Source organism: methane-oxidizing endosymbiont of Gigantopelta aegis (assembly GCF_016097405.1).
Lineage (GTDB): Bacteria > Pseudomonadota > Gammaproteobacteria > Methylococcales > Methylomonadaceae > Methylomarinum.
Genome location: NZ_JAEHGD010000002.1, coordinates 395,759 through 422,174, shown reverse-complemented (window position 1 = coordinate 422,174; position 26,416 = coordinate 395,759). Strand labels below are relative to the sequence as shown.

General features: G+C 45.2%; 20 protein-coding genes. 12 read left to right on the top strand and 8 right to left on the bottom strand.

From position 1 onward, the window contains the following. Nucleotides 1–72 precede the first annotated feature (72 nt). Nucleotides 73–3,792: a pyridine nucleotide-disulfide oxidoreductase gene (locus tag JEU20_RS12905; protein ID WP_198246556.1), complete on the bottom strand. Its 3,720-nt coding sequence runs from the start codon at nucleotides 3,790–3,792 to the stop codon at nucleotides 73–75. 520 nt (nucleotides 3,793–4,312) lie between these two features. Between JEU20_RS12905 and JEU20_RS12900 the strand changes: the two genes are divergently transcribed. Further along, complete coding sequence (locus tag JEU20_RS12900) at nucleotides 4,313–4,918, top strand: PilZ domain-containing protein (protein WP_198246555.1); 606 nt, start codon at nucleotides 4,313–4,315, stop codon at nucleotides 4,916–4,918. On the opposite strand, the gene JEU20_RS12895 is transcribed toward JEU20_RS12900, so the two are convergent. Then, nucleotides 4,911–5,900, bottom strand: a complete 990-nt coding sequence (locus JEU20_RS12895; RefSeq protein WP_198246554.1) for a glycosyl transferase family protein — start codon at nucleotides 5,898–5,900, stop codon at nucleotides 4,911–4,913. The two genes, JEU20_RS12900 and JEU20_RS12895, sit on opposite strands and share 8 nt — an antisense overlap. Continuing rightward, nucleotides 5,897–6,787, bottom strand: a complete 891-nt coding sequence (gene cyoE / locus JEU20_RS12890) for a heme o synthase (protein ID WP_198246553.1) — start codon at nucleotides 6,785–6,787, stop codon at nucleotides 5,897–5,899. The genes JEU20_RS12895 and cyoE overlap by 4 nt, the downstream gene beginning before the upstream one ends. A gap of 100 nt (nucleotides 6,788–6,887) precedes the next feature. On the opposite strand from cyoE, the gene JEU20_RS12885 reads away from it, so the two are divergent. The 4 genes from JEU20_RS12885 (at nucleotide 6,888) to JEU20_RS12870 (ending at nucleotide 12,939) form a co-directional block, all read left to right on the top strand. Next, nucleotides 6,888–8,249 carry a M16 family metallopeptidase gene (locus tag JEU20_RS12885; protein WP_198246552.1) on the top strand — a complete coding sequence of 454 codons (1,362 nt, stop codon included), beginning with the start codon at nucleotides 6,888–6,890 and terminating at the stop codon, nucleotides 8,247–8,249. Continuing rightward, nucleotides 8,239–9,534 (top strand): M16 family metallopeptidase, encoded by a 1,296-nt coding sequence (locus tag JEU20_RS12880; protein ID WP_198246551.1) that lies wholly within the window; start codon nucleotides 8,239–8,241, stop codon nucleotides 9,532–9,534. The genes JEU20_RS12885 and JEU20_RS12880 overlap by 11 nt, the downstream gene beginning before the upstream one ends. Further along, nucleotides 9,534–10,100, top strand: a complete 567-nt coding sequence (gene rsmD, locus JEU20_RS12875; RefSeq protein ID WP_198246550.1) for a 16S rRNA (guanine(966)-N(2))-methyltransferase RsmD — start codon at nucleotides 9,534–9,536, stop codon at nucleotides 10,098–10,100. Before JEU20_RS12880 ends, rsmD begins: the two co-directional genes overlap by 1 nt. Before the next feature lie 211 nt (nucleotides 10,101–10,311). Next, complete coding sequence (locus JEU20_RS12870; RefSeq protein WP_198246549.1) at nucleotides 10,312–12,939, top strand: UPF0182 family protein; 2,628 nt, start codon at nucleotides 10,312–10,314, stop codon at nucleotides 12,937–12,939. 71 nt (nucleotides 12,940–13,010) lie between these two features. Here JEU20_RS12870 and JEU20_RS12865 read toward each other — a convergent pair whose 3' ends face one another. Further along, a complete protein-coding gene (locus JEU20_RS12865; RefSeq protein WP_198246548.1) occupies nucleotides 13,011–13,475 on the bottom strand; it encodes an Rsd/AlgQ family anti-sigma factor in 465 nt (154 codons plus the stop codon). A gap of 126 nt (nucleotides 13,476–13,601) precedes the next feature. Here JEU20_RS12865 and JEU20_RS12860 point away from each other — a divergent pair, with 126 nt between their 5' ends. Both JEU20_RS12860 and JEU20_RS12855 read left to right on the top strand, forming a co-directional pair. Beyond that, complete coding sequence (locus JEU20_RS12860; RefSeq protein ID WP_198246547.1) at nucleotides 13,602–14,423, top strand: glycosyltransferase family 2 protein; 822 nt, start codon at nucleotides 13,602–13,604, stop codon at nucleotides 14,421–14,423. Continuing rightward, entirely contained in the window at nucleotides 14,420–15,232 is an 813-nt protein-coding gene (locus JEU20_RS12855; protein ID WP_198246546.1) for a 5'-methylthioadenosine/S-adenosylhomocysteine nucleosidase family protein, read from the top strand. The genes JEU20_RS12860 and JEU20_RS12855 overlap by 4 nt, the downstream gene beginning before the upstream one ends. 56 nt (nucleotides 15,233–15,288) lie before the next feature. Here JEU20_RS12855 and JEU20_RS12850 read toward each other — a convergent pair whose 3' ends face one another. From JEU20_RS12850 to lptF, 4 genes are all read right to left on the bottom strand, one after another. Then, the gene (locus JEU20_RS12850) at nucleotides 15,289–15,645 is read right to left on the bottom strand and encodes a SirB2 family protein (protein ID WP_198246545.1); all 357 of its coding nucleotides are present in this window, start codon (nucleotides 15,643–15,645) and stop codon (nucleotides 15,289–15,291) included. A gap of 38 nt (nucleotides 15,646–15,683) precedes the next feature. After that, nucleotides 15,684–16,067, bottom strand: a complete 384-nt coding sequence (locus JEU20_RS12845; protein WP_198246544.1) for a 4a-hydroxytetrahydrobiopterin dehydratase — start codon at nucleotides 16,065–16,067, stop codon at nucleotides 15,684–15,686. 238 nt (nucleotides 16,068–16,305) lie between these two features. Then, on the bottom strand, nucleotides 16,306–17,370 hold the full coding sequence (lptG, locus tag JEU20_RS12840) for an LPS export ABC transporter permease LptG (protein WP_198246543.1): 1,065 nt from the start codon (nucleotides 17,368–17,370) through the stop codon (nucleotides 16,306–16,308). Next, nucleotides 17,367–18,446 carry an LPS export ABC transporter permease LptF gene (gene lptF, locus JEU20_RS12835; RefSeq protein WP_245395253.1) on the bottom strand — a complete coding sequence of 360 codons (1,080 nt, stop codon included), beginning with the start codon at nucleotides 18,444–18,446 and terminating at the stop codon, nucleotides 17,367–17,369. The genes lptG and lptF overlap by 4 nt, the downstream gene beginning before the upstream one ends. Before the next feature lie 114 nt (nucleotides 18,447–18,560). Between lptF and JEU20_RS12830 the strand changes: the two genes are divergently transcribed. The 5 genes from JEU20_RS12830 to JEU20_RS12810 all read left to right on the top strand — a co-directional run bounded on the left by JEU20_RS12830 (nucleotide 18,561) and on the right by JEU20_RS12810 (nucleotide 26,412). Continuing rightward, nucleotides 18,561–20,048: a leucyl aminopeptidase gene (locus JEU20_RS12830; protein WP_198246542.1), complete on the top strand. Its 1,488-nt coding sequence runs from the start codon at nucleotides 18,561–18,563 to the stop codon at nucleotides 20,046–20,048. Further along, nucleotides 20,041–20,499, top strand: coding sequence for a DNA polymerase III subunit chi (locus JEU20_RS12825; protein WP_198246541.1), 459 nt, complete (start codon nucleotides 20,041–20,043; stop codon nucleotides 20,497–20,499). Before JEU20_RS12830 ends, JEU20_RS12825 begins: the two co-directional genes overlap by 8 nt. 24 nt (nucleotides 20,500–20,523) lie before the next feature. Beyond that, nucleotides 20,524–23,331, top strand: a complete 2,808-nt coding sequence (locus tag JEU20_RS12820) for a valine--tRNA ligase (protein ID WP_198246540.1) — start codon at nucleotides 20,524–20,526, stop codon at nucleotides 23,329–23,331. A 142-nt stretch (nucleotides 23,332–23,473) separates the two neighbouring features. Further along, nucleotides 23,474–25,189, top strand: a complete 1,716-nt coding sequence (gene pilB / locus JEU20_RS12815) for a type IV-A pilus assembly ATPase PilB (RefSeq protein WP_281066852.1) — start codon at nucleotides 23,474–23,476, stop codon at nucleotides 25,187–25,189. Nucleotides 25,190–25,191: 2 nt separating this feature from the next. After that, a complete protein-coding gene (locus tag JEU20_RS12810; RefSeq protein WP_198246538.1) occupies nucleotides 25,192–26,412 on the top strand; it encodes a type II secretion system F family protein in 1,221 nt (406 codons plus the stop codon). The last annotated feature ends 4 nt before the right edge of the window (nucleotides 26,413–26,416 follow it).

Genomic DNA, 26,416 nt, shown 5'->3' with positions numbered 1-26,416 from the left:
CATAGCCCATTCGACAACTCCTTTCCAGTTGAAATGAACAGCTTACATTTCAACTGGAGAGACCGTTTAAATTCAAACGGCTGGACCTATAGCCTCTTCATTTTCATCCATCAAATAATCCAACCATAAGCTCGATAGTTTTTCCTGTACGGTATTCTGCCGCAAACGGGCATTTAAATGTGGAAAATCGACTTCATCCAAATTCTGATCTTGATTAAAACAGGAATAGACAAAGAATTCAGTACCTGTTTCCTTATCGATATGCTTACACAAACATTGAGCACAGATACCTTTCATCATACATTGCATGGGCGAATTGATGGAGCCAATAGCCTTGTGTTCCTGTAAATAAGGCTTCAAACGGCCATAACGGGCTTCTTTGACCGCCGCCATCATTCTATCGGAACCAATCACTATAATTTCATTGACTTCATTCAACGGAATATTGATTTCGCCCAGCTCACCTTTGGCATAACGTTCTATGCTTTCCAGAATATTCCCGATGCAACTCAAATCTTGTGGCCGAGTTGTGGGTAACGGTTTGACACCTTCGCCCGGGTCAACAGACCAGATAATCACATCTGCAGCCGCCTCAATGTCTTCTACTTTAAAAACATCATAGTCATGTTTATAGCCTGCAAAATAAACGACTCGATTTCCGGCAGCCCGCATGGCCTTGCCAATGGAAAACAGTACGGCATTCCCCAAGCCGCCGCCCACCAGCATAACGGTTTTATTGTTTGGAATTTCCGTAGGCGTACCGGTGACCCCCATGAGAACAACCGGGTCACCCGCTTTCCAGAACCGACAGAGCTTGGTTGAGCTGCCCATTTCCAATGCAATCAATGAGATCAGCCCTTGCTCTTTATCCACCCAGGCACCGGTCAAGGCAATACCTTCACTGGCAAGCACGGTATTGCTGACGATTGGCGCATAGGTTTCATAGTTTTGCAATCGGTAAAACTGTCCCGGCTCAAAATGTTTAGCTTGCATTGGCGCTTTAACGATAACTTCAACGATGGTCGGCGTCAGACGTTTAACCTCTTTTATGCTGGCCAGAAAAGCGTTATCCAGTTTTTCCTGAAATTTCTTCAGTTCCGTATCACGTTTAGCTTGGTTTGCCGAATCAAGCTGCTGGATTTCATCTGCAAATAATTCAACCACATAGGGATAGCCATCTTTGGCACTGGCCATAGCCTTAACAACATTGCCGGCATAAACCGGATGACTGTCGCCATAATAAGTAATATAACGTCCATTTTTATGGTACGAAGTAAATGGCGCAGGGTTACCAACTTTCGGCAACCAGGTGTCATCCATCGGCGTTAATCGTCGGCTATTCGCGTCAGCTTCAGGCTGATACCGCTGAAAAAAATTACCATCCATTTCAAAAACACCGGGATGTTCATTTTGGTAAATGGTATTGGGTGAAGTACCGGCTGCCACATATAGACTACGTAACGGTACATCTATTTGTTCCCCCCCCACCCATTGGCCATCTTCGTGGTGCATTTTTTCAAACCGGACTGCTTTCAAATGCTGGTATTCATCGACCAGTGCCTGTTTCGGATTCATGCCTTCAGCCCAGGCGATACCTTCTTCCAGAGCCTTTTCAATTTCTTCATGATTTTGGATATAGGCTGGCGCATTTTTCATGCCCTTGCGATAAAACAATGTAACGCCGCCCCATTTATCTATCAATGATTGGAAATCAGGCGCTTCTCCTGCCCTTTTAGCGCGTTCTCGTTCAGCACGAATCGCTTGGCCATGTCCCAGAAATTCTTCCAGAATTTTCTTTTCCTCTTCATCAAATCGAGCCAACACAGCCTCTTCGCCATATTTTTCTGCAAGGATTTCATATCGTTTCAAAATTTTTTCAACCTGGACTGGATAATACGCCAGCAATTCTGTTGCCGTATCCGTCGCTGTCAAACCACCACCAATGACGCCAGCGGGCAAACGAACTTGCAAATTTGCCATTGAAGCCGTTTTTGCAGCCCCCGTTAATTGTAAACCCATTAAAAAATCCGAAGCTTTACGAATACCCCGAACCAGGTTGTTTTTCAGCCCAATAATGGTGGGTTTACCCGCACCTACAGCCATGGCAATATGATCAAAGCCCATTTCCCAGGCATCTTCAATGGTGACTGTGCCTCCAAAACGAATCCCCCCATACGCTTTGAAAGTATTACGCCGAGCCAGGGTCAGATAAATGACTTTTAAAAAATTTTTATCCCATCGCACGGTAATACCGTATTCAGCAACTCCCCCAAAACCGGCAAGAATACGTTTATCAAGGTCTTCATATAAATCATTAAAATCTCGGACAGGAACAGGAGGATTGGTATCAGAACCCACCAGATCTTCAGGTAAAGGCTCAATTTTCAAACCATCGATCCCCACGACCCCAAAGCCTTCATTGACAAGATAATGAGCCAGGGTATACCCTGCAGGCCCAAGCCCGGCAACCAATATGTTTTTACCATTGTAAGGCAACGCATAAGGCCGCCTTATATTCAATGGATTCCAGCGCGTTAAAAAACTGTAAATTTCAAAGCCATAGGGCATAAATAAAACATCGGTCAAGACATTCGTTTCGATTTGCGGAATGTTGACAGGTTCGGTCTTTTGATAAATACACCCCCTCATGCAGTCATTACATATGCGGTGGCCTGTTCCGGGACACATTGGATTGTCAATCATGATAATCGCTAATGCGCCAATATTATCCCCCCGCCTTTTGACAAGATGCATTTCAGAAATTTTTTCCTCTAAAGGACAGCCAATAACGGGAACATTCAGTGGATTGATTTTGAATGTGCCGTTTTTTTTATTTTTCATGCCCTTTGAACAAGAATCGGTATCTCGATCATGACAATAAATACAGTGGTCAACCTCATAGAGCACTTCCCGCTGATTAAATCGCTTATCCGTCAATGCAAAACCATCTCGTCTTCTCCGATGTGCCTTAGGACCGACTAATGCAACAAAGCCATCACGCTGCTCTTCTTCTGTCTCGACCAACTGTGTGAAATCAGTTTTTTCGGGTACTTTGAATAGCGTCCAATTTTTCGTTAATACCTGTAACTCGATATCGGTATTGGCAATATAGAGCCACCGTTCTAAATAATCGAGCAAGGTATTGACAAGATCGCTATCTTCGCCGCCCAAAGCATCAGCAAAAAACTGGCTAGCTTTATCATGGCCAGCCAAGGCATCACGTAAGGGTGCCACTTTTTTTGCGATGGAATTTTCAGAAAACGAGTCTTCGTTTGCACGACTAAAATGTTGTGAGAAGCGGAACAAATCCGCGCCCATTTCGCTGATTGCCAGTTCTTGATCCGATTGGTTTGAAACCAGCGATTCAGTCATCAAAACAACGGCTTTCTTAATGTTTTCAATCTTCCAGTCGGCAATATTCTCTTTTCTGAATTTTTTTGCCAGTTTACTGACCACCTGTTGCCGGAAAAAAAATACTGTTTCAATGTCATGTCGAATAATATCAGCCTGGTTTTGATGCGCTTGCTCGACATTGAATAATTTAGCGACAAACTGCCCAACATACGGGCCCATTTCAACCAGAATGTCAGAAATTTCTTCTGGCTTTAAATGTTTACCCTGGGTTTCCCTGTAATCCAGATAACGGGAAAAAAGCGCACTGTCATGTCGCTTGACGCTATCATCAAAAACCTTAAGAAGCAATTCCAGTTTCTCAGGCTGATATAAATCAGAATAGCTAAACCCCGGAAGACCGAGCGTTATATTAGATATGTTGTTTTCAGAATTAGTCATTGTTGCCAATTGGTGTCAAAAATTCAGCCTGCCACAAATCAAAATCGATGATACTTCAATAACATAACCTCTTCGATTTATCATGACTTTCAATGCATACTGGGCAGTACATTTCAAAACAGTCTTTAAATTTTGCAAACTGTAAAAAAGTGGTATCTACTCACCCCCCTCTGAAAAGCAGATGTAGGTTGTTGATTTATCAGGCTTGCATAACAGGGATGTTATGCAGAACTACATGGATGTATTCACGTGTCCTGATAAATCAATGGCCTACTCCGGCTAAAACACAACCGGGTGAGCAGTTACAAAAAGTGTTAATCAGTTTGAGTGTATACCTTTCACCAGGGAAGCGCCAATATGGAGGAACAATTACCGCTCTTATGCGGGCTTTAATCTCTTGATAGCAATTGGATATCTATACGCCAATCCCTATAAATTTTCAGTTTTTCCAAAAAAAATTAACACAATGTTCTATTCTTAAAGCTGACTTAAAACTTGGGTTTTATCGGGATGCAATACAATGATTGATGATCGGGCTTATCGCAAAAACCTAGCAACGGAAGGCTTGGTTTATATCAGTGGTGCAGAAATCGGAATTCGTGTCATCAACCTGTCGATTACAGGTGTTCTGGTTGAATTATTAGATAATGACGTGATCGGGGAAGCCAAGGATATTTTCGAAGCGGCAAGAATATCACCCGTTATCGATATTTATCTACCCCAGCTTCGTATTGCAGGCGAAGCCGAAATTGTCCGCATGGAAAACAAAAACAACAGCATTCAAATCGGCCTGGAGTTTTGTCATATCAATTATGAAGTCGATCATTTGTTGTATCAGCGCAAGGCCTATCGTAAAAACCTAACCGCGCCGGGGAAAATTATGTTTCATGGCGAGACCTATGTTTTTACCACTGAAAATGTCTCTGTCGAAGGCCTGATGATCCGTATCGGCGATGAATTAGACATTCACCCCGGAACTATTACCACCTATGAATTCAGTCGCTTAGACCTGTCCGGTCAAATCAAGGTGATTTGGTCAACCACCGAAAACTACACCACCCTGATGGGACTGGAATATCTTTATCTGCAAAAAGATGTTGAAGGAATACCTCGCTTTTTCACTTAAATCGTGCCCGATTCCGATTCTGCCATAAACCTTGAGCCATCGTGTGAGCCTGCTCTTGCGTGTCCGCTTTTCCCAAAAACTTCAGAACCACCGCCGTTGTGCCAACAATCGTCGCTTCAGCAAATTCATCGTTATAATCCCCCTGCCACAGTTGCTTTAACTGCTCAGGTCTTAATTCATCAGGCCGGATATGACGTCTTTTAAACAGTGCCGGCCATATTTCCTCACTCAACACCTGATGATGCACACTTTGCACCAGGCAATCGACATCAGGGTTGCGCTCGGTTTCGCCGCCTTCACCCTTTAAGACCGCCATATGCGGATAACGCAGCAAAAGCGCGGCTTTTTGATGCACTTGTCGATAACTGGGATGAAAAATGCCCTGAATCGTGTATTCGGCATTAAACGGATTCAACAACCTGACCAGCGTATGCACGGGCGAACGCAAGCCCATTAAGGGCCGTAGCTGAACCATGTCATATAACTTCGGACAAAAAACACGCAGTGGCAAGTAACTGAATCCATGTTGTTGTAGCTGTTGCCCTGCCTCTTCAATTGAGCCGGCAGACGCAACCCCTAGCAAAGCCAGCACATCCTGAGTATAAACCCTGTTTTCGCTATGGCCTTCAGCACCGTGCATCAGAATCCGAACACCACTTTCCGCCAATAACAACGTAGCCAGAATGAACCAAGGCAAATGACGCCGCTTCCCGGCATAAGACGACCAATCTAGGTCAATATCGAGTCCTTGCTTGCCAGCTTGAAAACTTTCCCGTGCGGCTTGAACAAAGCCAGCTAGCTCTTCGGGCGTTTCTTCCTTAACTCGCATCAGCATTAAAAATGCGCCGAGCTGAATCGGTTCGACTTCATCCGCCATAATCATTTTCATGGCGCGATAGGCTTCATCCTGAGTCAATGGGCGCGAGCCTTTTTTACCTTTGCCCAGGATTTTGATAAATTCAGCAAATGGATGTTCGTTCATGTGAATCGATACATAAAATAGTGATCAACCAATAAAGCGGCAAAAATACCCGTTAAATACCACAAGGAATACCAAAATGTTTTCATTGCACTGTGATTGTCCTTATGTTGCAACATTCTAATGGCCATATAGATGAAATACAGTCCGAGTGGAATAGCGGCGGCTAAATAAATCACCCCGCTCATACCGGTTAAATACGGCAACAAGGTGACGATCAATAATAAAATCGTGTACAGCAAAATTTGCAAACGAGTGAATTTGACACCGTGTGTTACAGGTAACATAGGAATTTCAACCTTAGCGTATTCATCACGCCTAGCAATCGCCAGCGCCCAGAAATGGGGTGGTGTCCAGACAAAAATAATTAAAAACAGCAACATCGCATGCGGATGTAACTCGCCTGTTACTGCACACCAACCTAATAACGGTGGTGCCGCACCGGCGGCACCACCAATCACAATATTTTGCGGCGTCATATGTTTTAAATAAACCGTATAAATGACGGCGTAACCTATCAATGACAAAAAAGTCAGGCCTGCCGTCAAAGGGTTCACTAAAAAATATAGGATCAACATCGCGACCAAACCCAGAATTCCGGCAAATGTCAAAACATTGATAGAGCTTAAATCGCCCATAGGCAATGGTCTGTTCTGCGTCCGCCGCATATTGGAATCGGCGGTCTGATCGATATAATGGTTAATCGCCGCTGCCGAGGCGGCAGCCAATCCGATACCGAGGGTTCCCCAGAAAAACTTATCTAGCGGCGGCACACCCGGAACGGCTAACAACATGCCAACAATGGCGGTAAAAACGATTAACGTGACCACTCGCGGTTTGCACAGTGCTAAATAATTTCTAAATGATGAATATAGGCTATGATGTGGCATTTATGGGTTCACAAATCTGCTCGTTAATCGCGTATATTACAGTGAACTAACACTGAATGAAATAGTCGGAACCGCTGTCAGTTTGAAACCAGGAGGGAAAATGAGATTACTGTTGTTACTTTTGTTATGTCCGTTTTTTGTACAGGCTGCACAACCTGAAGTTTATGAAAAGACATTGGACAATGGTTTAAAAATATTGGTCAAGCCTGACCGACGCTCACCGGTTGCCGTATCACAAGTCTGGTATAAAGTCGGCGCTAGCTATGAACCCGGCGGTATTACCGACATTTCTCACATGCTGGAACACATGATGTTCAAAGGCACCCATAAACATCCCGCCGGTGAATTTTCGCGTATCATTGCCGAAAATGGCGGCCGCGAAAACGCCTTTACCGGACGCGATTACACCGCTTATTTTCAAACCCTGGAAAAATCTCGCTTAGCTATCAGTTTTGAACTCGAAGCTGACCGCATGCGTCACCTGAATTTGTTGGATGCCGAATTACAAAAGGAGCGTGAAGTCGTCACCGAAGAACGTCGCATGCGAACCGATGACAAACCCCGAGCCAAAACCCATGAACATTTTATGGCCATGGCGTTCAGTAACAGCCCGTATAAAAATCCTATTATTGGCTGGCCGTCCGATATTGCTCATTACACCATCGACGATTTGAAAGCCTGGTATCACAAGTGGTATGCGCCCAACAATGCCACCCTGGTTGTCGTCGGTGATGTGGACCCCGATGCTGTTTTCAAGTTGGCTGAGAAACATTTTGCGCCGCTTAAGCCTAGCAAAATCAAACCCGTTAAACCTCAAACTGAAGTGGAACAACTCGGGCCACGCAAAATGACCATCAAACTGCCGGCTAAACTGCCTTATGTGATGCTCGGTTATAAAACACCTTCACTAAAAACAGCTCAGCAGGAATGGGAAGCCTATGCGCTAGAAGTGCTAGCGGCTATTTTAGATGGCGGCAACAGCGCTCGCCTCAGCAGTCGCCTGGTTCGCGGGCAGCAACTGGCGGTATCTGCCGGTGCGGGCTACGATTTATACGCACGCATGTCGTCTTTATTCATGCTGGATGCTACACCGTCTGTTGGTAAAACCGTCTTCGACCTAGAATATGCCTTAAAAGAACAAATTTATCAGCTTCAGCGTGAGCTCGTTTCCGACGAGGAATTACAGCGCGTTAAAGCCCAGGTTTTGGCCAATAACATTTATGAAAAAGACTCCAATTTTTATCAGGCCATGCAGCTTGGCATGTTGGAAACCATTGGCCTAAACTGGCAAAAAGCCGATGAATATGTCAAAAAAATTCAGCACATTACGCCAGAACAAATTCGTCAGGTTGCCCGTAAATATCTTATTGAAGATCATTTAAGTATCGCTTATCTAGATCCTCAACCCATCAAACATTCCACTCCGTCTCGCAAGGTAGCAGGAGGCCATCATGCGCATTAAAGTTTTGCTCATTTTTTTTCTGACATTTAGCTCTTCACTTTGGGCTGCCGCTAAAATTGAACATTGGCAGACCGAGCACGGCAGCCGGGTTTACTATGTTCATACGCAAAATCTACCATTGGTGGACATTACCGTCGGCTTTGACGCTGGCAGCATCCGAGATGGCGACAAACATGGGCTGGCTGCGCTAACCGCGGCCATGCTGGATACCGGCGCAGGTCGTTGGAATGCCGATGATATTGCCAAACGGTTTGAAAGTGTCGGTGCTCAATTTGGCAGTAGTGCATCGGTCGAAATGGCCAGCCTGAGCTTACGCAGCCTAACCGAAAAACCATTGTTCGATAAAGCGGTCACCACCTTAAAAACCATCTTGAGCCAGCCGACCTTCAATCCGGTCGATTTTCAACGCGAACAAAAACGTACCTTAGCCGCTTTAAAACATCGTGAAGAATCACCCGGTGCAGTGGCTAACTTAGCTTTTATGAAAGCGCTGTATCATGATCATCCTTATGCCTATCCGTCTCTGGGATACCGTGAAACTGTCGCTCAACTTACACCACAGGATTTGCGTGATTTCTATCAGCGCTATTATCTGGCTAATAATGCCATCATCGTCATTGTGGGTGATTTAAATCGTAGCCAGGCTCAGCAACTGGCTTCCTCATTATCGGCCGCATTACCAACAGGACAAAAACTCGAACCTATTCCTGATGTTCCCATGCCTAAAATAGGCTCTATGCAACATATCCCGTTTCCTTCTACGCAAACCCATATTTTGGCAGGCCTGCCCGGCAGTGCCCGTAAAGACCCGGATTATTTTCCGCTGTATGTCGGCAATCATATTCTAGGCGGTAGCGGTCTCGTCTCGCGCTTGTTTAAAGAAGTGCGTGAAAAACGCGGTCTGGCCTATAGTGCCTACAGTTATTTCTCGCCGATGGCACGTAAGGGGCCTTTCATCATGGGGCTGCAAACCCGTAACGACCAAACGCAAAAGGCCTTACAAGTCATGAAAAACACCTTGTCTGACTTTATCCGCAACGGCCCGAGTGAAGAAGAATTGATCGCAGCCAAGAAAAATATCACTGGCGGCTTTGTCATGCGCTTTGACACCAATCGAAAATTAAGCCAGTACGTCACCATGATTGGCTTTTATCAATTACCATTAAATTACTTGGAGACCTTTCAGGACAGAGTCAATGCGGTGACAACAGAAGCAATAAAAGATGCCTTTTCACGCCGGATCAATCCCGCCTTGTTACAAATCGTTACCGTCGGTGGTCAATAATGCGCAACAAACTGCGTATTATTGGCGGCCAATGGCGTAGCCGCCAATTACCCTTCCAGGACGCCCCGGGTCTTAGACCGACACCGGCCCGGGTGCGCGAAACGGTGTTTAATTGGCTGCAACATGACATCGCCGGTCGTCGTTGCCTGGATCTTTATGCCGGCAGCGGCGCGCTAGGCGTAGAAGCAGCTTCGCGCGGTGCTAAACAGGTTCTTCAGGTTGACAACAACGCCCAGGTTTGTCGCCAACTCCATAGTAATAAAAACAGCTTGAACGCCAGCCAAATCAGTATTGTGCAGCAGGATGTTTTCCGTTTTCTTGGAACAAGTGAAATACAGCCCTACGATGTCGTTTTTCTTGACCCGCCTTTCAAGCAAGGCCTGGCTGTTCAAACCTGCCAATGGCTGCAACAAAAAGGCTGGCTGGCTGCCGATGCAAAAATCTATGTCGAAGTCGAAAAAGGCCTTTCTCTAACTGGCATCCCTGAGAACTGGCATCAACGACGACAAAAATCGGCCGGTGAGGTTGATTATTATTTGTTTGACAATCATGCAGATAACAGTTGACCCCTACACCCCAAGACAAAACGATCAACCCTATGTGATTTATGCCATGCCTGGAACCTAAAAAAACCTCTGCTCCACAACCAAAACCGCCCCTTATCGTTCTATTCAATCCGAAAATTTCATATGTGGGCGTATAAAATCCATTTTGGGTGTTAGAATAAAACAGATTTGACACCGTTTTCGGTAACCCCCATTAAATTCAGAGGACATTATGCGTAACTGGAAACTGTTACCTGTTTTGGCGCTTGCAACGATCATTGTTGCCGTTGTTTTATACGTTGCATTCTATTTCTTTTTCCTCGATCTGTTTGTCGACTTGTGGTGGTTTCGCTCACTGGATTTTGAAGGCTATTTCTGGCTACGATTGCTGTACCGATTCATTCTATCCGGCGGCGTCACCCTCCTTTTTTTCGGCATATTCTTTTTCCATTTCTGGATCGCTTCGCGCTATTTAGGCTTGAATCCACCTGACGAAGTTTTGCTTGATGCGGATAAACGCCGGCGTTTCCAACGTTTTGCCGACGTTTTTATGAATGGTTCGATCAAAATATATACTCCCCTTTCCTTTTTGCTAGCCGTCGTCGTCGCCATCCCGTTTTATGAACAATGGGAGCAGGCGTTATTGTTTTTCTTTGGCGAGAACTCAGGACTGATCGATCCGGTTTATGGCCGTAATGCCAGTTTCTATATGCTGTCCTATCCGATTTACATGCTGATTCAGCAGGAACTGCTTTATACGGCGGCTATTCTTTTTTTACTCGTCGGTATTCTTTACTGGCTAGAGCATGTTTTCGTCCCTAATCAAAATCAAGAATATCCTTTAGGCGCAAAAATCCATCTGACCATCTTAATGGGGTTTGTGGTGATGTTCGTCATCTGGGGATTTATACTGGATCGTTATTCCCTGCTCTACGTGAGTAGCCACGAGCCGGTCTTCTTTGGCCCCGGCTTTGTCGAAATGCGTTTTCATCTGCCCTTAATCTGGCTCTCTATCGTAACCTTTCTGGCCGTCGCCATTACAGCAGGCCTGTTTATTTTCTCAGAAAAACACCGAATTAAATGGCCCTTTCTGGTCTCGGTTGCCTTATTTGGATCGGTACTTGGTCTGGAAAAAGTCAAGTTTATTCCTGATTTGATGAATCAACTCATCGTACAACCGAATCCAGTAAAAGCTGAGGGTAGCTTCATGCAATACAATATTGACGCTACCCTGGATGCCTATGATTTAAATAAAATCAGAATTATCGATTATCAAGTGACACTAGATGCCAGTCAGGATATTAAAAACTGGTCGACTAAAGAGCATTTTGAAAATATTCCTGTGTGGGATCGTGAATTCCTTCAAGATGTTTATCAACAACTTCAGGGTATCCGTCCTTATTATCGTTTTCCGCTAGTCAATGAAGACCGCTATTTTTTAAACGGTCATTATCAACAGGTCAATTTGTCGGCGCGAGAATTAAATATTAATAAACTTCCGCCGGAAGCCCAAAGCTGGGAAAACACCCACTTACGTTACACCCATGGCTACGGTGCTGTTATTACACCTGCAGCGCAAGATGCTGACAAATCTGTCGTTTGGTATCTTAGGGATTTAAACATGTATTCTCCGGTGGGCTTTAAAGTCAAAATACCGGATATTTACTATGGCCTTGAAAAATACACCTATGCCATCGTTCCGAATAAATTACATATTGCCGGCTTATCATCATCAAGAAGCGAAGGCTCTTATGAGGGTGCGGGCGGCATTCCGATCCCGTCCTATTTTAGAAAACTACTGTTCGCTTTTTATTTCAAGGACGAGAAAATATTCTTTTCGACCAATATTTCATCGAAAAGCAAGCTGCTGATGCGTCGTAATCTAATTGAGAGAATCAACACCTTGACGCCTTTTTTGCATCTGGACAAGGAACCTTATCTGGTGTTGACAGAAGACCGTTTCTACTGGATTCAGGATGCTTACACCTTGTCGAAGTATTATCCCGTCTCCAAGCCAGCCGAAAATGATTTTTTTGAAGGCTTGCATGAATTTAACTATGTGCGTAACTCGGTAAAAATCGTGGTCGATGCCTATGATGGCCATGTCGATTTTTATATCGCAGAACCCGATGATCCGATTATTCGAGCCTATGACCGGGCTTATCCAGGTGTCTTTAAATCATTGGATGAAATGCCAAACGTACTACGCAAACATTTGCGCTATCCGCGTGATTTGTTTTATATGCAAATGAAAGTGTTTGCAAAATATCATCAGACCACACCGGCGTTATTCTATGAACAGGCGGAAACCTGGCAATTTGCTCGTACCCGAAAACACATCATCCGTCCTTATTTTATCACCATGGATTTCGGTCATTGTAAGGACCGGGAAGAGTTTGTCATGATTAACCCAATGACGCCGATCAACCGGGATAACCTCAGCATGGTAGGCATGGCCAGCATGCTGGACCATGAAAAATGTGACGACTCGTATGATCCTAATGTCGTCATTTATAAATTTAAAAAGGATGTACAAGTCAATGGCCCCGCACAGGTTGAAGCCTTGATCGACCAGGATCCTGTCATTTCCAAACAGTTTACTTTATGGGATCAACATGGTTCGACCGTAGAGCGCGGGCGAATGATTATTTTGCCAATGGAAAACTCGATTTTGTATGTACAACCGATCTATCTGATTTCAACTAAGACCAAAATCCCGGAACTGACCCGCGTCATTGTCTCCATAGGCGATCAAGTCGTGATGGACAAGACGCTCTGGTCTGCATTTCAGCGTTTACGTGCCTTGTTTATTAAACAAATGAAGGACGCTCAGGGCTCGGGAACGACAATAGGCGAGTGATGGCTCATAAAAAAGCACCCCTGACAACCGGGGTGCTTTTTAGTGGCAAGCGTATACGTAAGGATATTGACTCAGCGTGAGGTTTCTTGTCTTTTGAGCAAGGCCGCGCAAACCTGGTCTTCCAAATCCATCCGTTTGGCTAAGTCTTCACCTAAGCGTGACAAGCTTTGCTCGAGGGCATTGAAATCAATTTTTTTGTTAGCCACATCAAAACTGTCATTAAACATAATCACCGCATCAGTCGTTTGGGCATATAAAGGATAAACCTGCTTGACAACCTCAAAAATATGCGCACGCCGCTCATTTCCAGATAACGCTCGCTCAAACAAACCAAAATGGCCTAATGACACATAATCCACCAGAATCTCAGCAAATTGTTCCAGAACAGGTGCAAGTTTATCCCCATTTTCAAATGGTTTCTGTTCTGCAATCTGACAAAACAAGGCCCAAACCTGTTTTCTTTCCTGCCGTAGCTCATCAACCATTTTCTGGCTTTGGCCACGCCGCTCCTCATTTTCTGAAACACACACCGACATGTTTAATCTCCATCCAGACTGATGGGACACTTCATAAACCACCCCATCCTTTTTCAAGTTAGTATTGTTCGCAATTTAAGTGAAGTCTTATAAAATTGCAACAATTAATTAAATTTTAAGGTAAACATGTTGAAGATTTCGGTCATTATTCCAACCTATAATCGCCGTGAAACGCTAGTAACCGCGCTCAGCTCTGTCGAGCAACAAAGTTACCCCGCGCATGAAATCATCGTTATTGATGATGGCTCGACTGATAACACCTACAACCTGCTTAAACAGAAATTTCCGAATATCAACGCGATTTTCCAACCTAATCAAGGAGTCAGTCATGCCCGTAACCGCGGTATCGAACAAGCAACAGGCGATTGGCTGGCATTTCTGGATTCGGATGATGAATGGCTACCGCACAAACTTGAAACACAAGTGCGACACTTAATCGACAACCCCGAATACAAGATCTGCCATACAGAAGAAATCTGGGTACGCCACGGCAAGCGTGTTAACCCAATGAAAAAACATAAAAAAAACGGTGGCTGGATTTTTCGGCATTGCCTGCCATTATGCGCCATGTCGCCCTCTTCCATTCTGATTCATCGTTCAGTATTCGAGTCGGCAGGGTGGTTTGATGAGTCGCTACCGGCCTGCGAAGATTACGACTTATGGCTAAGAATCACAGCCCGCTATCCCGTTCTTTTTATTGAACAACCCTTGATTATCAAATATGGCGGCCATGCCGACCAATTGTCCGCCCGTTACTGGGGTATGGATCGATTTAGAATTAAAGCGCTACAAAATATTATCGACAGCGGTATCCTTAACGCCGATGATCAGGCCGCCGCCGAAGCCATGCTGATCAAAAAATGCCGTATTTACAGCCAGGGCGCTCTAAAACGCAACAAGACCGAAGAAGCCGAAAAATACCGGCATATTATGGAACACTATCAATGAGCACATCACCTCAGTTATTCTTTTTTTGCGCTTTGCACTGTGAGGCAAAACCCGTTATTTCTCATTATCGTTTGAAAAAATCAAACGACACTCACCCTTTCGCTATTTATCGTCATGACGAAGTCATCTTGACCATTACTGGTGTCAACAAGAACAATATGGCAGCCGCTGTGGCGTACACGCTGGCACTTTTCCCCGCATCAAGCCCGGTATTGCTCAATCTTGGCATTGCCGGCCATCAGACACAGGCGCTAGGCAGGCTATTTTTAGCGGATAAAATCATCGATACCACGCAGCCAGATAATGTTTTTTATCCGCAATGGGTAGGCCTACCCATAACGGACTTTCTGCCATTGCACACCGTTCCAGAACCTTCAGAGCAATACCCGGACACCGCATTATGTGATATGGAGGCCTCAGCGTTCTATCAGATTGCAGTAAAATTCAGCAGCGTTGAGTTAATCCATTGCATCAAAGTCATTTCCGATAATGAAGAACATTCCAGCTTCGAAATGAATGCGCAAAACGTCAGCGACTGGATTGCAGACAATATCGAATGTATTGTCGCCATTGCCGTTCGGCTTTGCGCTCTCAAGCAACACGCTGTACCACCTACACATCCGCAACGCGCTGAAATCCTTGCACGCTACCACTTTTCTGTGACGTCTAAGGCACGCCTCGATCAGCTATTACAACGCTGGCAACACTTAAATAACCATCAACCTATCCCTCTTGAACAAATTCCGGCTAAAAATGGTAAGCAATTCTTGCGTTGGCTGGAGCAACAATCCCAGCCATTCAAGCTATGACCTGAATCCGTGACCTCACTACGGCACAGAACGTAAGCTATTGATTCATCACGGGTTTAAATAAAACCGTGCTTGGTGATTGCGATGACAAAAATACTGATATAACAGGCGATGGCGGCCAAAAAGACCAGCCATCGTTTTGCGCCCTGACTACGCATCGCGATAATCCCTAAGATGACATAGACCGTCAAAATAATCAGTTTACTAATAATCCAGCCATATTCCTTATCCAGCCATTGACCATAAAAAACCAGCGCGACACCGCTTAACAATAAACAAGTATCAATAATATGCGGGGCTATTTTCAACCATTTCTGCTGCAGCCATTCGGACTTGAATTGTGACAACCCCATCCGCCCACTAAAACTGACAAATGATAAAACAACAAAAAATAAATGAATAGATTTCAACACTGTACTCCTGAATAAATGGATGAGCCGGTCGGTGCGACTCAGTCGTATTTGATGTATTTGAAACGTGGATCATCTGGCGTGCCTTCCAATGCGCCGCCTTCAAGACCGGGCTGCCACATAACGACCTCTTCGATCTTTTTCGCCAACTCGAAATCCTTATTGGTAATGCCTTTGGCCGCATGATTCATCAGCTTTACAATTACAAAGGCATAAGATACTGTCAGATCAGGATGATGAAATGCTGCTTCAGCCAAATGGCCCACCGTATTCACAACCATCAGCGTCGATTTCCAGCCACTGGTTTTATATTTACGCCGAATCCAGCCCTTTTCCAGGTACCAATGCGGCAATTCCTGCTTCAATCGTTCGACGACATCTTCATCATTATAGGTTTCTTCATGTTTTCGTTCACGCCAAGCCATTGCTCTCTCCTTTTAAAGATTGTTTTTTCGTATCTACTCAGCCCCCTCTGAAAAGCAGGTGTAGGTTGTTGATTTATCAGGCTTGCATAACTTAGGATGTTATGCATAACTACATGGATGTATTCACGTGTCCTGATAAATCAATGACCTACTCCGACTAAAACACAACGGGGTGAGCAGTTACGTTTTTTCAATATAATTAACGACAGCTTCCTATTGCAGTGGTCACCAAGCCCCCTTATTCGGCTCTTCTTATCGCATACACTGCACCTAAAAATACCAGCATACTCGGTAACAAGGCCATCAGCACGGGATTGAAGCCATAAACCAAACCTAAATGCCCGGAAATTCTGTCAACAATATTGAACATCAAACCGATGATAACGCCCATCATAATCCGTGCGCCCGCACTGACGCCGCGTCGGATTCCAACGACAAATGGTATAGAAACCATCAGCATGGCAAACGTCGCTAATGGATTAAATACCCGCCCCCAAAAAGCCTGCTCAAACGTCTTGGCGTTTTGATTGTTTTCGCGCAAAAACTGAATATATTTGTACAACTCCACAATCGGCATTTCTTCTGCCGTGATCACAACCGAATCCATCAATCCCGGTTCAATCGCCGTTTGCCAGATCTCAGTATCTTTTTGCTCAGCCAAAACAATCTTATCTGTAATTTCTGACTGAACAACCTGCTCTAAACGCCATTGCCCTTCATTTAAAAAAACAGCTTTTTTTGCCTGTTTCCATAACACTAAACGCTGATCGCTTAACTGATAAATACTCACATCCGCCAATACATGCTCTTCCGGAACCTGCGCGACATTGATGAAAAAATCACCCTCTCGTAACCACATACCATAAGGGGTACTGGCAACAGGTTTCGTATTCTGGGCTTCGGCGCGAAGTATTTGCGCTTTTTGCTCCGATTCCGGCGCAATCATTTCGCCGACAAGCAAGCCAATAAATACCAAAAATACACCCGCCAGCATAATGCTGCGAATAATCCAGAAGATCGAACACCCCGCTGCACGCATGGCAATAATTTCCCGGTTATTCGCCATGGCCCCAACCACGAACAAACTACCTAATAACGCTGCAGAAGGCATTAGCTCATAAAATGTACGCGGCGTAATCAATAATAAAAAAAGTCCGATTTCTTTTAAGCCATAATGACCGACACCCAAATCTTTCAATTCATCACTGAAGGTCACTAATGTGAACAGCGTATTCAAGAGCAACTGGGCAAGCAATGCTCCTTTAACAATTTCCCAGACGATATAACGTGTCAGTACCTTCATTTAAAAACCTGCTGTTTTACCCATTTCCAGCCGTATAAGCGCCCCAATAACACCATGCCGGTCAGAAACATAAGGCCATAAACCCAAACATAACCTTGCCAGGGTGATATGGCACCCGACACGACCCAACTCTGCGCCACCCTTTTCAAGTTAGCGTAGATAAAATAAATCGCAAACGCGACCAACAAGCTACCGTAAACACCACCCCGCGGACTCAGCTTTGCCAGAGGCACAGCCAAAAAAGCCAGAAAAAAAACCCCTAAAGGCACCGACAGGCGGTTTTGCAATTCGGCAATTTTTTTAACATCATTTGATCCCAACAACGCTTCAACAGGCAAAGCGTTTAAATGCAAAGAAACGGCGCGAACAGTTTGTTCAATCAGCACGCCATATTGTGCAAAAGATTCCAGTATAAAATCTCTATGGCCAGGTTTCCCTTGCACACGCTCACCCTCGCTGAGAATCAAAAATAAGCCATCCGATTGATATCGCAACACCCCCGTATTTGCACTCACAATCGCCTTGTTGCCGTTTTTCGCCTTGGTTTGCATAAACACATGCTGCATTTTCTCGTCTTTATCCACATCTTCGGCGTAAAAAACAATGCGCCCTTGCCGATATTCACTGAAACGCCCTGCTTCAATACCCTTAACATTCAAAACACTTTGATCTTTTTCGGTCAAAATCTGCATTTGCGCTTCCGCCCAAGGCGCAACCGTTAACGATAACCCCCCTGCACCAACCATCAAAGGGATAACAAACATAAATACAGATTTATAAATCAAACCGACACCGCCACCAGCCGAAGCGATAGCCGCCATTTCCTGATCGCGATACATCCTGCCCAACACCATTAAAACCGCCATAAATACGGCCGCCGGTAAGAATAAAGTCGATACCACAATGATCTTATAGCCCAACATCCCCATCACCGCATCAACCGAGAGCTGCCCATCAATCGCTTTGGCCAGAATCCGGATAAATTTGCGGCTCACAATAATCACAACAATAACCGATAAGATGGCCAGCATCGTTTTAAACAAATCCTTAATGATCATTTTATCCAGAATGGTCATTTTCTTATTTCTCCAAGGCAGTCATCATTCCTCACATCGCGTTCAAACATATATTCGTTATTCTGTTGTATAATTTTGATGAATATTTTTTAACCTACTTATCATACAGGCATTATGGATTATTCTATAGAAAGCTCCACGGCAGACAATCTCCAAACCGAATGCTTAATTATTGGCGTTTTTGAGAATCGCCAACTGCCTAAAATGGCGACCGCACTGAATCAACAATACAACAATCTTATCGATACCTTAATCGAACAGGGCGATATTAGCGGGAAAAATGCCGAAACCTTATGGCTTAACTATTTTCCAGAGCATCCAATCAAGCGCATTTTACTCGTAGGCTTTGGCCAGGCCGATAAAATCGACCGAAAATCTTTCCGTAAAGCATTAGCCGCGGCAGCCAAAGCCTTGAAAAGCAGCAAACTAAAGTCAGCTACGGCCGCATTGACCGACATTGATGTCCCACAGTCCGATAATACCTGGAAGATCAGACAAATTATTGAGGTCTTCAACGATACCTTATATCAATATGATGTCACTAAAAATATTGAAGACAATAAAATTACCCTGCAACACCTTAAAATTTTAGCCGATAACGAAACATTAAGCACGGCGGAAAAAGGCCTGCAACAGGGATTGGCAATCGCTCGCGGAATGGACTTGACCAAACAACTCGCCGACCTTCCCGGCAATATCTGCACACCAAGCTATCTGGCCCAACAAGCCGAATTATTAGCCGAGCGGTTTGAAAACCTTGACGTAGAAATCCTAGAAGAAAGCCACATGGAAGCTTTAGGCATGGGGGCCTTGCTTTCGGTCACCCGAGGCAGCCGTCAACCGGCTAAACTGATTACGCTAAACTATCGCGGCGCGAGCCCTGAAACCCGTCCCATCGTTTTGGTTGGCAAAGGACTGACCTTTGATGCGGGTGGCATCAGCCTGAAGCCCGGCGCCGGTATGGATGAAATGAAATACGATATGTGCGGTGGCGCTACGGTTCTTGGCACATTACAAGCCGCAGCAGAACTGCAACTGCCGTTAAATATCATCGGCCTGGTTCCGTCGTCCGAGAATATGCCGGATGGTGATGCTAACAAGCCGGGCGATGTCTTAACCAGCATGTCAGGTAAAACCATTGAAGTCCTCAATACTGATGCTGAAGGCCGTTTGATTCTGTGCGACACATTAACTTATGCTGCCAAATTCAATCCGGAAGTCGTTATTGATCTGGCCACCTTGACCGGCGCCTGCTTAGTTGCATTAGGTCGAGTTCCCAGTGGTTTACTGGGTAATGATGATGCCTTGTGTGAAGATTTGATTCAGGCTTCTGAAGTCGCCTGTGACAGTCTTTGGCGATTGCCTTTATGGGAAGAATATCAGGAGCTGTTGAATTCCAATTTTGCCGATATCGCGAATATCGGCGGCCGCGATGCCGGCACCATTACCGCCGCCTGCTTTTTATCACGCTTTACCGAAGACTACCGCTGGGCGCATCTGGATATTGCGGGTACCGCATGGCGCACCGGACAGGAAAAAGGCGCTACCGGCAGACCGCTGCCCTTACTGACTCAGTATCTGCTCAACAGGGCCAATGCCTGAGGCAATTTTCTATGTGTTGGCAGCTGAATCGGAAACAGAACGCCAGCACTTTGCCTGCCGCCTGATTGAAAAAATCTATCGCAGTGGCCAATTCTGCTATGTTTTAACTGGCTCAAGCCAACAAAGCCAGCAAATCGATGATTTATTATGGACCTTCCGCGCTGGCAGCTTTGTTCCGCATAGCCTGTATCAGAATGATACACCTGCCGATATTGATGAAGTTTTGATAAATGGCGAACCAATACCGAAAAACCGGCGAGATATCGTAGTCAATCTATCGACCCATATCCCGCAACAATTTGAGCAATGCAAAAAAATCGTGGAAATACTGACCTCCAGCCAAGAAAGCCGGAAAATGGGGCGACAACGTTATCGTCATTATCAACAAGCCGGCTTTAAAATGACCACACATAATATGGCGGACAAGCACAAACAGACTAACCCTTCTTAATGATTCAGACACTATAAGAAATCCATGGAAAAAACTTACGCACCACACGCAATCGAACAACGCTGGTATGACACCTGGGAACAAAAAGGCTATTTTGCCCCGCAAGGTGACGGTGAATCCTACTGCATTATGATTCCGCCACCGAACGTCACCGGCAGTCTGCATATGGGCCATGCATTTCAGGATACCATTATGGACGCCCTGATTCGCTACCATCGCATGAAAGGTAACTGTACTTTATGGCAGGCGGGCACCGACCATGCCGGCATCGCCACCCAAATGGTAGTGGAGCGCTTGATCAATGCCGAAGGCAAAACCCGCTTTGATTATGGCCGCGAAAAATTTGTCGAAAAAGTATGGGAATGGAAACAACAGTCTGGCGGCACCATCACTCGCCAACTACGCCGCATGGGCGCATCACTGGACTGGAGCCGCGAACGCTTCACCATGGACGAAGGTATGTCAAAAGCGGTACAGGATGTTTTCATTAAATTATATGAGGAAGGCCTGATTTACCGCGGTAAACGTCTGGTCAACTGGGATCCTGTTTTGCATACGGCAGTATCGGATCTTGAAGTATTGTCGGAAGAAGAAAATGGCTTTATGTGGCATATGCGCTATCCATTTACCAATGGAACCGGCCATTTAATCGTTGCCACGACCCGGCCAGAAACCATGTTAGGTGACGCTGCCGTTGCCGTTCATCCAGACGATGAACGCTACAAACATCTGATTGGCGAATATGTCGAATTACCATTAACCGGTCGCAAGATTCCGATTATCGCCGATGACTATGTCGATCCTGAATTCGGCACCGGCTGCGTTAAAATTACGCCGGCACATGATTTTAATGACTATGAGGTCTGGAGTCGGCATCGTGATATGTCGGCGATTGCCGACCAACCTCATGGTGGTTTGATCAATATTTTTACTGCCGACGCTACCATTCGCGATAATAACGATAACTTCAACCTCATTCCTCAAGCCTATGTCGGATTAGATCGGTTTGACGCACGCAAACAAATCATCGCCGACCTGGAACAACAAGGCCTACTTGAAAAAATTGAAGATCACAAACTAATGGTGCCACGCGGTGATCGCACCGGCGCCGTCATTGAGCCATTCTTGACTGATCAATGGTATGTCAAGGTCGAACCACTGGCCAAACCTGCCATCAAAGCCGTCGAAAACGGCAACATCAAATTTGTACCTGATAACTGGAAAAACACCTACTTTGAATGGATGCGTAACATTCAAGACTGGTGTATTTCCCGACAAATCTGGTGGGGACACCGCATTCCGGCCTGGTATGACGAGCTGGGCAATGTCTATGTCGGCCGCAATGAACAAGAAGTGCGAGAAACCCATCAATTAGCCGCCGATTACCCCTTAAAACAGGACGAAGATGTTCTCGATACCTGGTTTTCATCAGCATTGTGGCCGTTTTCCACTCTTGGCTGGCCCGAACAAACACCTGAACTCGCCAAGCATTATCCAACCAGTGTGTTGGTCACAGGTTTTGACATCATTTTCTTCTGGGTCGCCAGAATGATTATGATGGGGTTGAAGTTTCAAGATGATGTGCCCTTCAAGGAAGTTTATATTCATGGTCTGGTACGCGATGCCGAAGGCCAGAAAATGTCTAAATCGAAAGGCAATGTACTCGATCCGATTGACCTGATTGATGGTATAGATCTTGAGACACTGGTCAAAAAACGCATCTCTGGTATGATGCAACCGCATCTAGCGGCAAAAATAGAAAAAGCCACGCGTAAACAATTCCCAGATGGTATTCCCTCGTTCGGAACCGACGCCTTACGCTTTACCTTCGCCTCACTCGCCTCAACCGGACGCGATATTCGCTTTGACCTGGCTCGCACCGAAGGTTATCGGAATTTCTGTAATAAACTGTGGAATGCTGCGCGTTACGTGCTGATGAACACCGAAAATCAAGATAATGGCTTATCTGACGAAGCCATTGAATTTTCGCAGGCCGACCTTTGGATTACATCGCGCCTACATCAGATGATTGAACAGGTTCATAAAGACATTGCGCTTTATCGATTTGACCGGGTTGCACAAGCCATTTATGAATTTACCTGGAATGAATACTGCGACTGGTATCTGGAATTAGCCAAAATTTCCCTGCAATCAGAAAACGCCGCTTTACAGCGGGGAACCCGCAGAACCTTGCTGTCTGTGCTAGAACAACTCCTACGCGTCGCCCATCCATTAATTCCCTTCATCACCGAAGAAATCTGGCAACGTGTCGCGCCACTCGCAGGGATTGAAGGCGAAACCATCATGTTACAGCCCTACCCTGAAGCCGATAGTGCACAGATCGATAGCGATGCCATCGAACAAATTCAATGGGTGATGGACTTCATTCTCGGCACCCGCCGCATCCGAGGCGAAATGAATATTGCCCCAGGCAAACCATTGCCAGTTTTATTGCAAAACGGCAATACTAAAGACAAGGCCTTTGTTGAAAACAGCCAAGCTTATTTATTAAAACTGGGCCGACTGGCATCTATCGAATGGCTGGATGAAAATGTACCTGAACCTGAATCAGCCATTGCGTTAGTCGGCGAAATGCGTATTCTGATTCCAATGGCGGGGCTGATTGATAAAGCGGCTGAATTAGCGCGACTGGATAAAGAAATCCAGAAGATCGAAAAAGAACTGCCACGCATCGAAGGTAAGCTGAACAACCCTAAATTTATTGACAAAGCGCCTGCTGACGTTATTGAGAAAGAAAAACAAAAACAAAACCGGCTGCAAAAGCACCTGCAAGAACTACTAGAGCAACGGGAAAAAATAGCCACGCTATAAAAACCACTCTCTCTGCCAGAATCCATCGTTCTGGCAGAGAGTGTCGCCTGCTCTGATTCAACTTTTATCCAACATTCCTTAGACAAAAACAACTTATCCACTATTATTAGGTTACAGTTTTAAACGCGTATTTTTGGTATTCATGTCAACTTCTGCAAATGAATTACAATTTAGCGGGCTTGCCCGATGTCTGGTTAGTGAAGGATTATTAACCAAAGAAGCCGCGCAACAAGCGCTAGCGGCATCCGCTGAACAAAAAATATCGTTAATCAGTTATCTGGTTAATCACGACAAAATTGATAGTCGTATTATTGCCTCTATTGCATCACAAGAATTTGGCGTCCCTTTTTTCGACCTAGATGCGATTGACATCTCTGCCCTACCCACAAAATTACTCGATGAAAAACTGATTCGCCAACATCATGCCTTACCCCTGTTCAAACGCGGCAATCGTTTGTTCGTTGCCACCTCTGACCCAACCAATTTCCAGGCACTGGATGAAATAAAATTCCATACCCGGCTGAATACCGAAAATATTCTGGTTGAAGAAGACAAGCTCAGTAAGGCGATAGACGCCGCTTTAGAGGCCGCAGAAACGGCAATGACTGATCTTCTAGATGAGGATCTGGATAATATCGACATTTCCTCAGGTGAAGAAGAGAAACCACCAGAGGACACCTCCGATGTCGATGACGCCCCCATTGTCCGTTTTGTCAATAAAATCCTGCTGGATGCGATTAAAAAAGGTGTTTCGGATATTCACCTGGAACCCTTTGAAAAAAAATTTCGCATCCGCTATCGCAGCGATGGAATTTTGTATGAAGCCGCCTCGCCACCGGTCAATATTTCAAACCGGATTATTTCCCGTATCAAGGTCATGTCACGTATGGATATCGCCGAACGCCGTGTTCCCCAGGATGGCCGTATCAAAATGCAACTATCCAAAAACCGGGCGATTGATTTCCGGGTCAACACCTGTCCAACTTTATACGGCGAAAAGGTCGTTCTCAGAATATTAGACCCAACCAGCGCCCAGATGGGCATTGAAAAATTAGGCTTTGAACCGGAGCAGCAAGAACTTTTTTTAAGCGCAATCCATAAGCCTTATGGCATGGTTCTAGTAACAGGCCCGACCGGAAGCGGTAAAACAGTCTCACTCTATACTGGTCTCAATATTCTAAACAGCATGGAAAGAAATATTTCCACAGCAGAGGATCCTGTGGAAATCACCGTTGAAGGCATTAACCAAGTCAATGTCAATCCCAAAGCTGGCCTGACCTTTGCTGAAGCCTTGAAAGCCTTCCTGCGGCAAGATCCCGATATTATCATGGTGGGCGAAATCCGTGACTTAGAAACGGCCAGTATTGCCGTAAAAGCCGCACAAACCGGCCACTTGGTACTTTCCACTCTACATACCAACGATGCGCCACAAACTATCAACCGCCTGATGCAAATGGGTATCGAGCCATTTAATATCGTGTCGGCGATTAACTTGGTCATGGCCCAGCGCTTGGCCCGTCGACTATGTGAACACTGTAAAAAACCAGCCGATTACCCTGAAAAAATTTACCTTGATGCCGGTTTTAAAGCCGACGAAATTGACAACCTTGAAATTTTTATTGCCAATGACGACGGCTGCGAGCATTGCACCCGAGGCTACAAAGGTCGGGTCGGAATTTACCAGGTGATGACTATCAGCGAAAACATGCGTGCACTGATTTTAAAAGGCGGAAATGCGATGGAATTGGCAGAATTATCGCTCAGTGAAGGTATAAATGATTTACGTTTATCCGGTTTACTGAAAGTCAAACAAGGCATAACGTCACTCGAAGAAATCGACCGAGTCACTAAGGAATAACCATGGCAGAAAAAACAGAAACCCTGATTGATTTTATCTGGGAAGGGTTCGATAAGCAGAAACAAAAAACTAAGGGCGAAATTACAGCCAAAGACGAAACTGTCGCCCGCCTCGAATTACGCAAAATGGGGATTCGGGTCATTAAAATAAAGCCCAAGCCCAAACCACTGTTCAGCAAAAGACCCAAACCGATTACACCGGGTGATATTGCCGTTTTTGCGCGGCAATTGGCAACCATGTTAGAAGCCGGTGTCCCTTTGGTTCAGGCATTTGACATTGTCGGACGTGGCCATGAAAACCCGAGCATGGCCGATATGCTATTATCCATAAAAGCCGATATTGAAGGAGGAGATACACTGGCACAAGCACTCCGAAAAAAAGGTATTTATTTTGACGACCTGTTTTGTAACCTGGTGGAAGCCGGCGAACAAGCCGGGGTATTAGAGACCTTACTGGACAAAATTGCGACCTATAAGGAAAAATCTGAATCCATCAAGAAAAAAGTCAAAAAAGCATTGACCTATCCGGTTGCCGTTTTAGTGGTTGCCTTTATTGTCACAGCGGTACTGCTTATCTTTGTCGTGCCCGTATTTGAAGACTTATTTAAAAGTTTTGGCGCCGACCTTCCGGCCTTTACCCAATTTGTCATCCATTTATCCGAATGGGCACAGGAATGGTGGTGGATGGTTTTAGCTGTCATCGCAGGCGCAGCTTATATCTTCAGCTATTTCAAAAAACGCTCGCATAAATTCAACCAGATTTTGGATAGAACCTTATTAAAAATACCGGTTGTCGGCATGATTCTTGAAAAATCCGCAATTGCCCGTTTTGCCCGAACGCTATCCACTATGTCAGCTGCGGGCGTACCGTTGGTTGATGCCTTAGAATCTGTAGCCGGTGCCTGTGGCAATAGCGTGTTTTATGATGCCGTAATACAAATGCGTGAAGATGTCTCAACCGGCCAGCAATTACAATTCGCCATGACCCAGACGGGTATCTTTCCCCACATGGTCGTACAAATGGTTGCTATTGGTGAAGAATCAGGCTCAATTGATGCTATGCTGGATAAGGTTGCCGATTTTTTTGAAGAAGAAGTAGACAACCTGGTAGATAATTTGAGCAGTTTGATGGAGCCTATTATTATGGTTATTCTCGGTATCTTAGTCGGCGGACTGATCGTCGCCATGTATTTGCCTATCTTTAAACTTGGTGCCGCCGTTTAACAAA

What these genes read in the sequence shown, in the direction of transcription:
- lptG (WP_198246543.1), bottom strand. Translation starts at nt 17,370, where the DNA reads ATGAAGGTACTGACACGTTATATCGTCTGGGAAATTGTTAAAGGAGCA.
- JEU20_RS12845 (WP_198246544.1), bottom strand. Translation starts at nt 16,067, where the DNA reads ATGGCTTGGCGTGAACGAAAACATGAAGAAACCTATAATGATGAAGAT.
- JEU20_RS12825 (WP_198246541.1), top strand. Translation starts at nt 20,041, where the DNA reads ATGCCTGAGGCAATTTTCTATGTGTTGGCAGCTGAATCGGAAACAGAA.
- JEU20_RS12810 (WP_198246538.1), top strand. Translation starts at nt 25,192, where the DNA reads ATGGCAGAAAAAACAGAAACCCTGATTGATTTTATCTGGGAAGGGTTC.
- pilB (WP_281066852.1), top strand. Translation starts at nt 23,474, where the DNA reads ATGTCAACTTCTGCAAATGAATTACAATTTAGCGGGCTTGCCCGATGT.
- JEU20_RS12895 (WP_198246554.1), bottom strand. Translation starts at nt 5,900, where the DNA reads ATGAACGAACATCCATTTGCTGAATTTATCAAAATCCTGGGCAAAGGT.
- JEU20_RS12885 (WP_198246552.1), top strand. Translation starts at nt 6,888, where the DNA reads ATGAGATTACTGTTGTTACTTTTGTTATGTCCGTTTTTTGTACAGGCT.
- lptF (WP_245395253.1), bottom strand. Translation starts at nt 18,446, where the DNA reads ATGACCATTCTGGATAAAATGATCATTAAGGATTTGTTTAAAACGATG.
- JEU20_RS12830 (WP_198246542.1), top strand. Translation starts at nt 18,561, where the DNA reads ATGGATTATTCTATAGAAAGCTCCACGGCAGACAATCTCCAAACCGAA.
- JEU20_RS12820 (WP_198246540.1), top strand. Translation starts at nt 20,524, where the DNA reads ATGGAAAAAACTTACGCACCACACGCAATCGAACAACGCTGGTATGAC.
- JEU20_RS12905 (WP_198246556.1), bottom strand. Translation starts at nt 3,792, where the DNA reads ATGACTAATTCTGAAAACAACATATCTAATATAACGCTCGGTCTTCCG.
- JEU20_RS12870 (WP_198246549.1), top strand. Translation starts at nt 10,312, where the DNA reads ATGCGTAACTGGAAACTGTTACCTGTTTTGGCGCTTGCAACGATCATT.
- JEU20_RS12865 (WP_198246548.1), bottom strand. Translation starts at nt 13,475, where the DNA reads ATGTCGGTGTGTGTTTCAGAAAATGAGGAGCGGCGTGGCCAAAGCCAG.
- JEU20_RS12880 (WP_198246551.1), top strand. Translation starts at nt 8,239, where the DNA reads ATGCGCATTAAAGTTTTGCTCATTTTTTTTCTGACATTTAGCTCTTCA.
- rsmD (WP_198246550.1), top strand. Translation starts at nt 9,534, where the DNA reads ATGCGCAACAAACTGCGTATTATTGGCGGCCAATGGCGTAGCCGCCAA.
- cyoE (WP_198246553.1), bottom strand. Translation starts at nt 6,787, where the DNA reads ATGCCACATCATAGCCTATATTCATCATTTAGAAATTATTTAGCACTG.
- JEU20_RS12900 (WP_198246555.1), top strand. Translation starts at nt 4,313, where the DNA reads ATGATTGATGATCGGGCTTATCGCAAAAACCTAGCAACGGAAGGCTTG.
- JEU20_RS12860 (WP_198246547.1), top strand. Translation starts at nt 13,602, where the DNA reads ATGTTGAAGATTTCGGTCATTATTCCAACCTATAATCGCCGTGAAACG.
- JEU20_RS12855 (WP_198246546.1), top strand. Translation starts at nt 14,420, where the DNA reads ATGAGCACATCACCTCAGTTATTCTTTTTTTGCGCTTTGCACTGTGAG.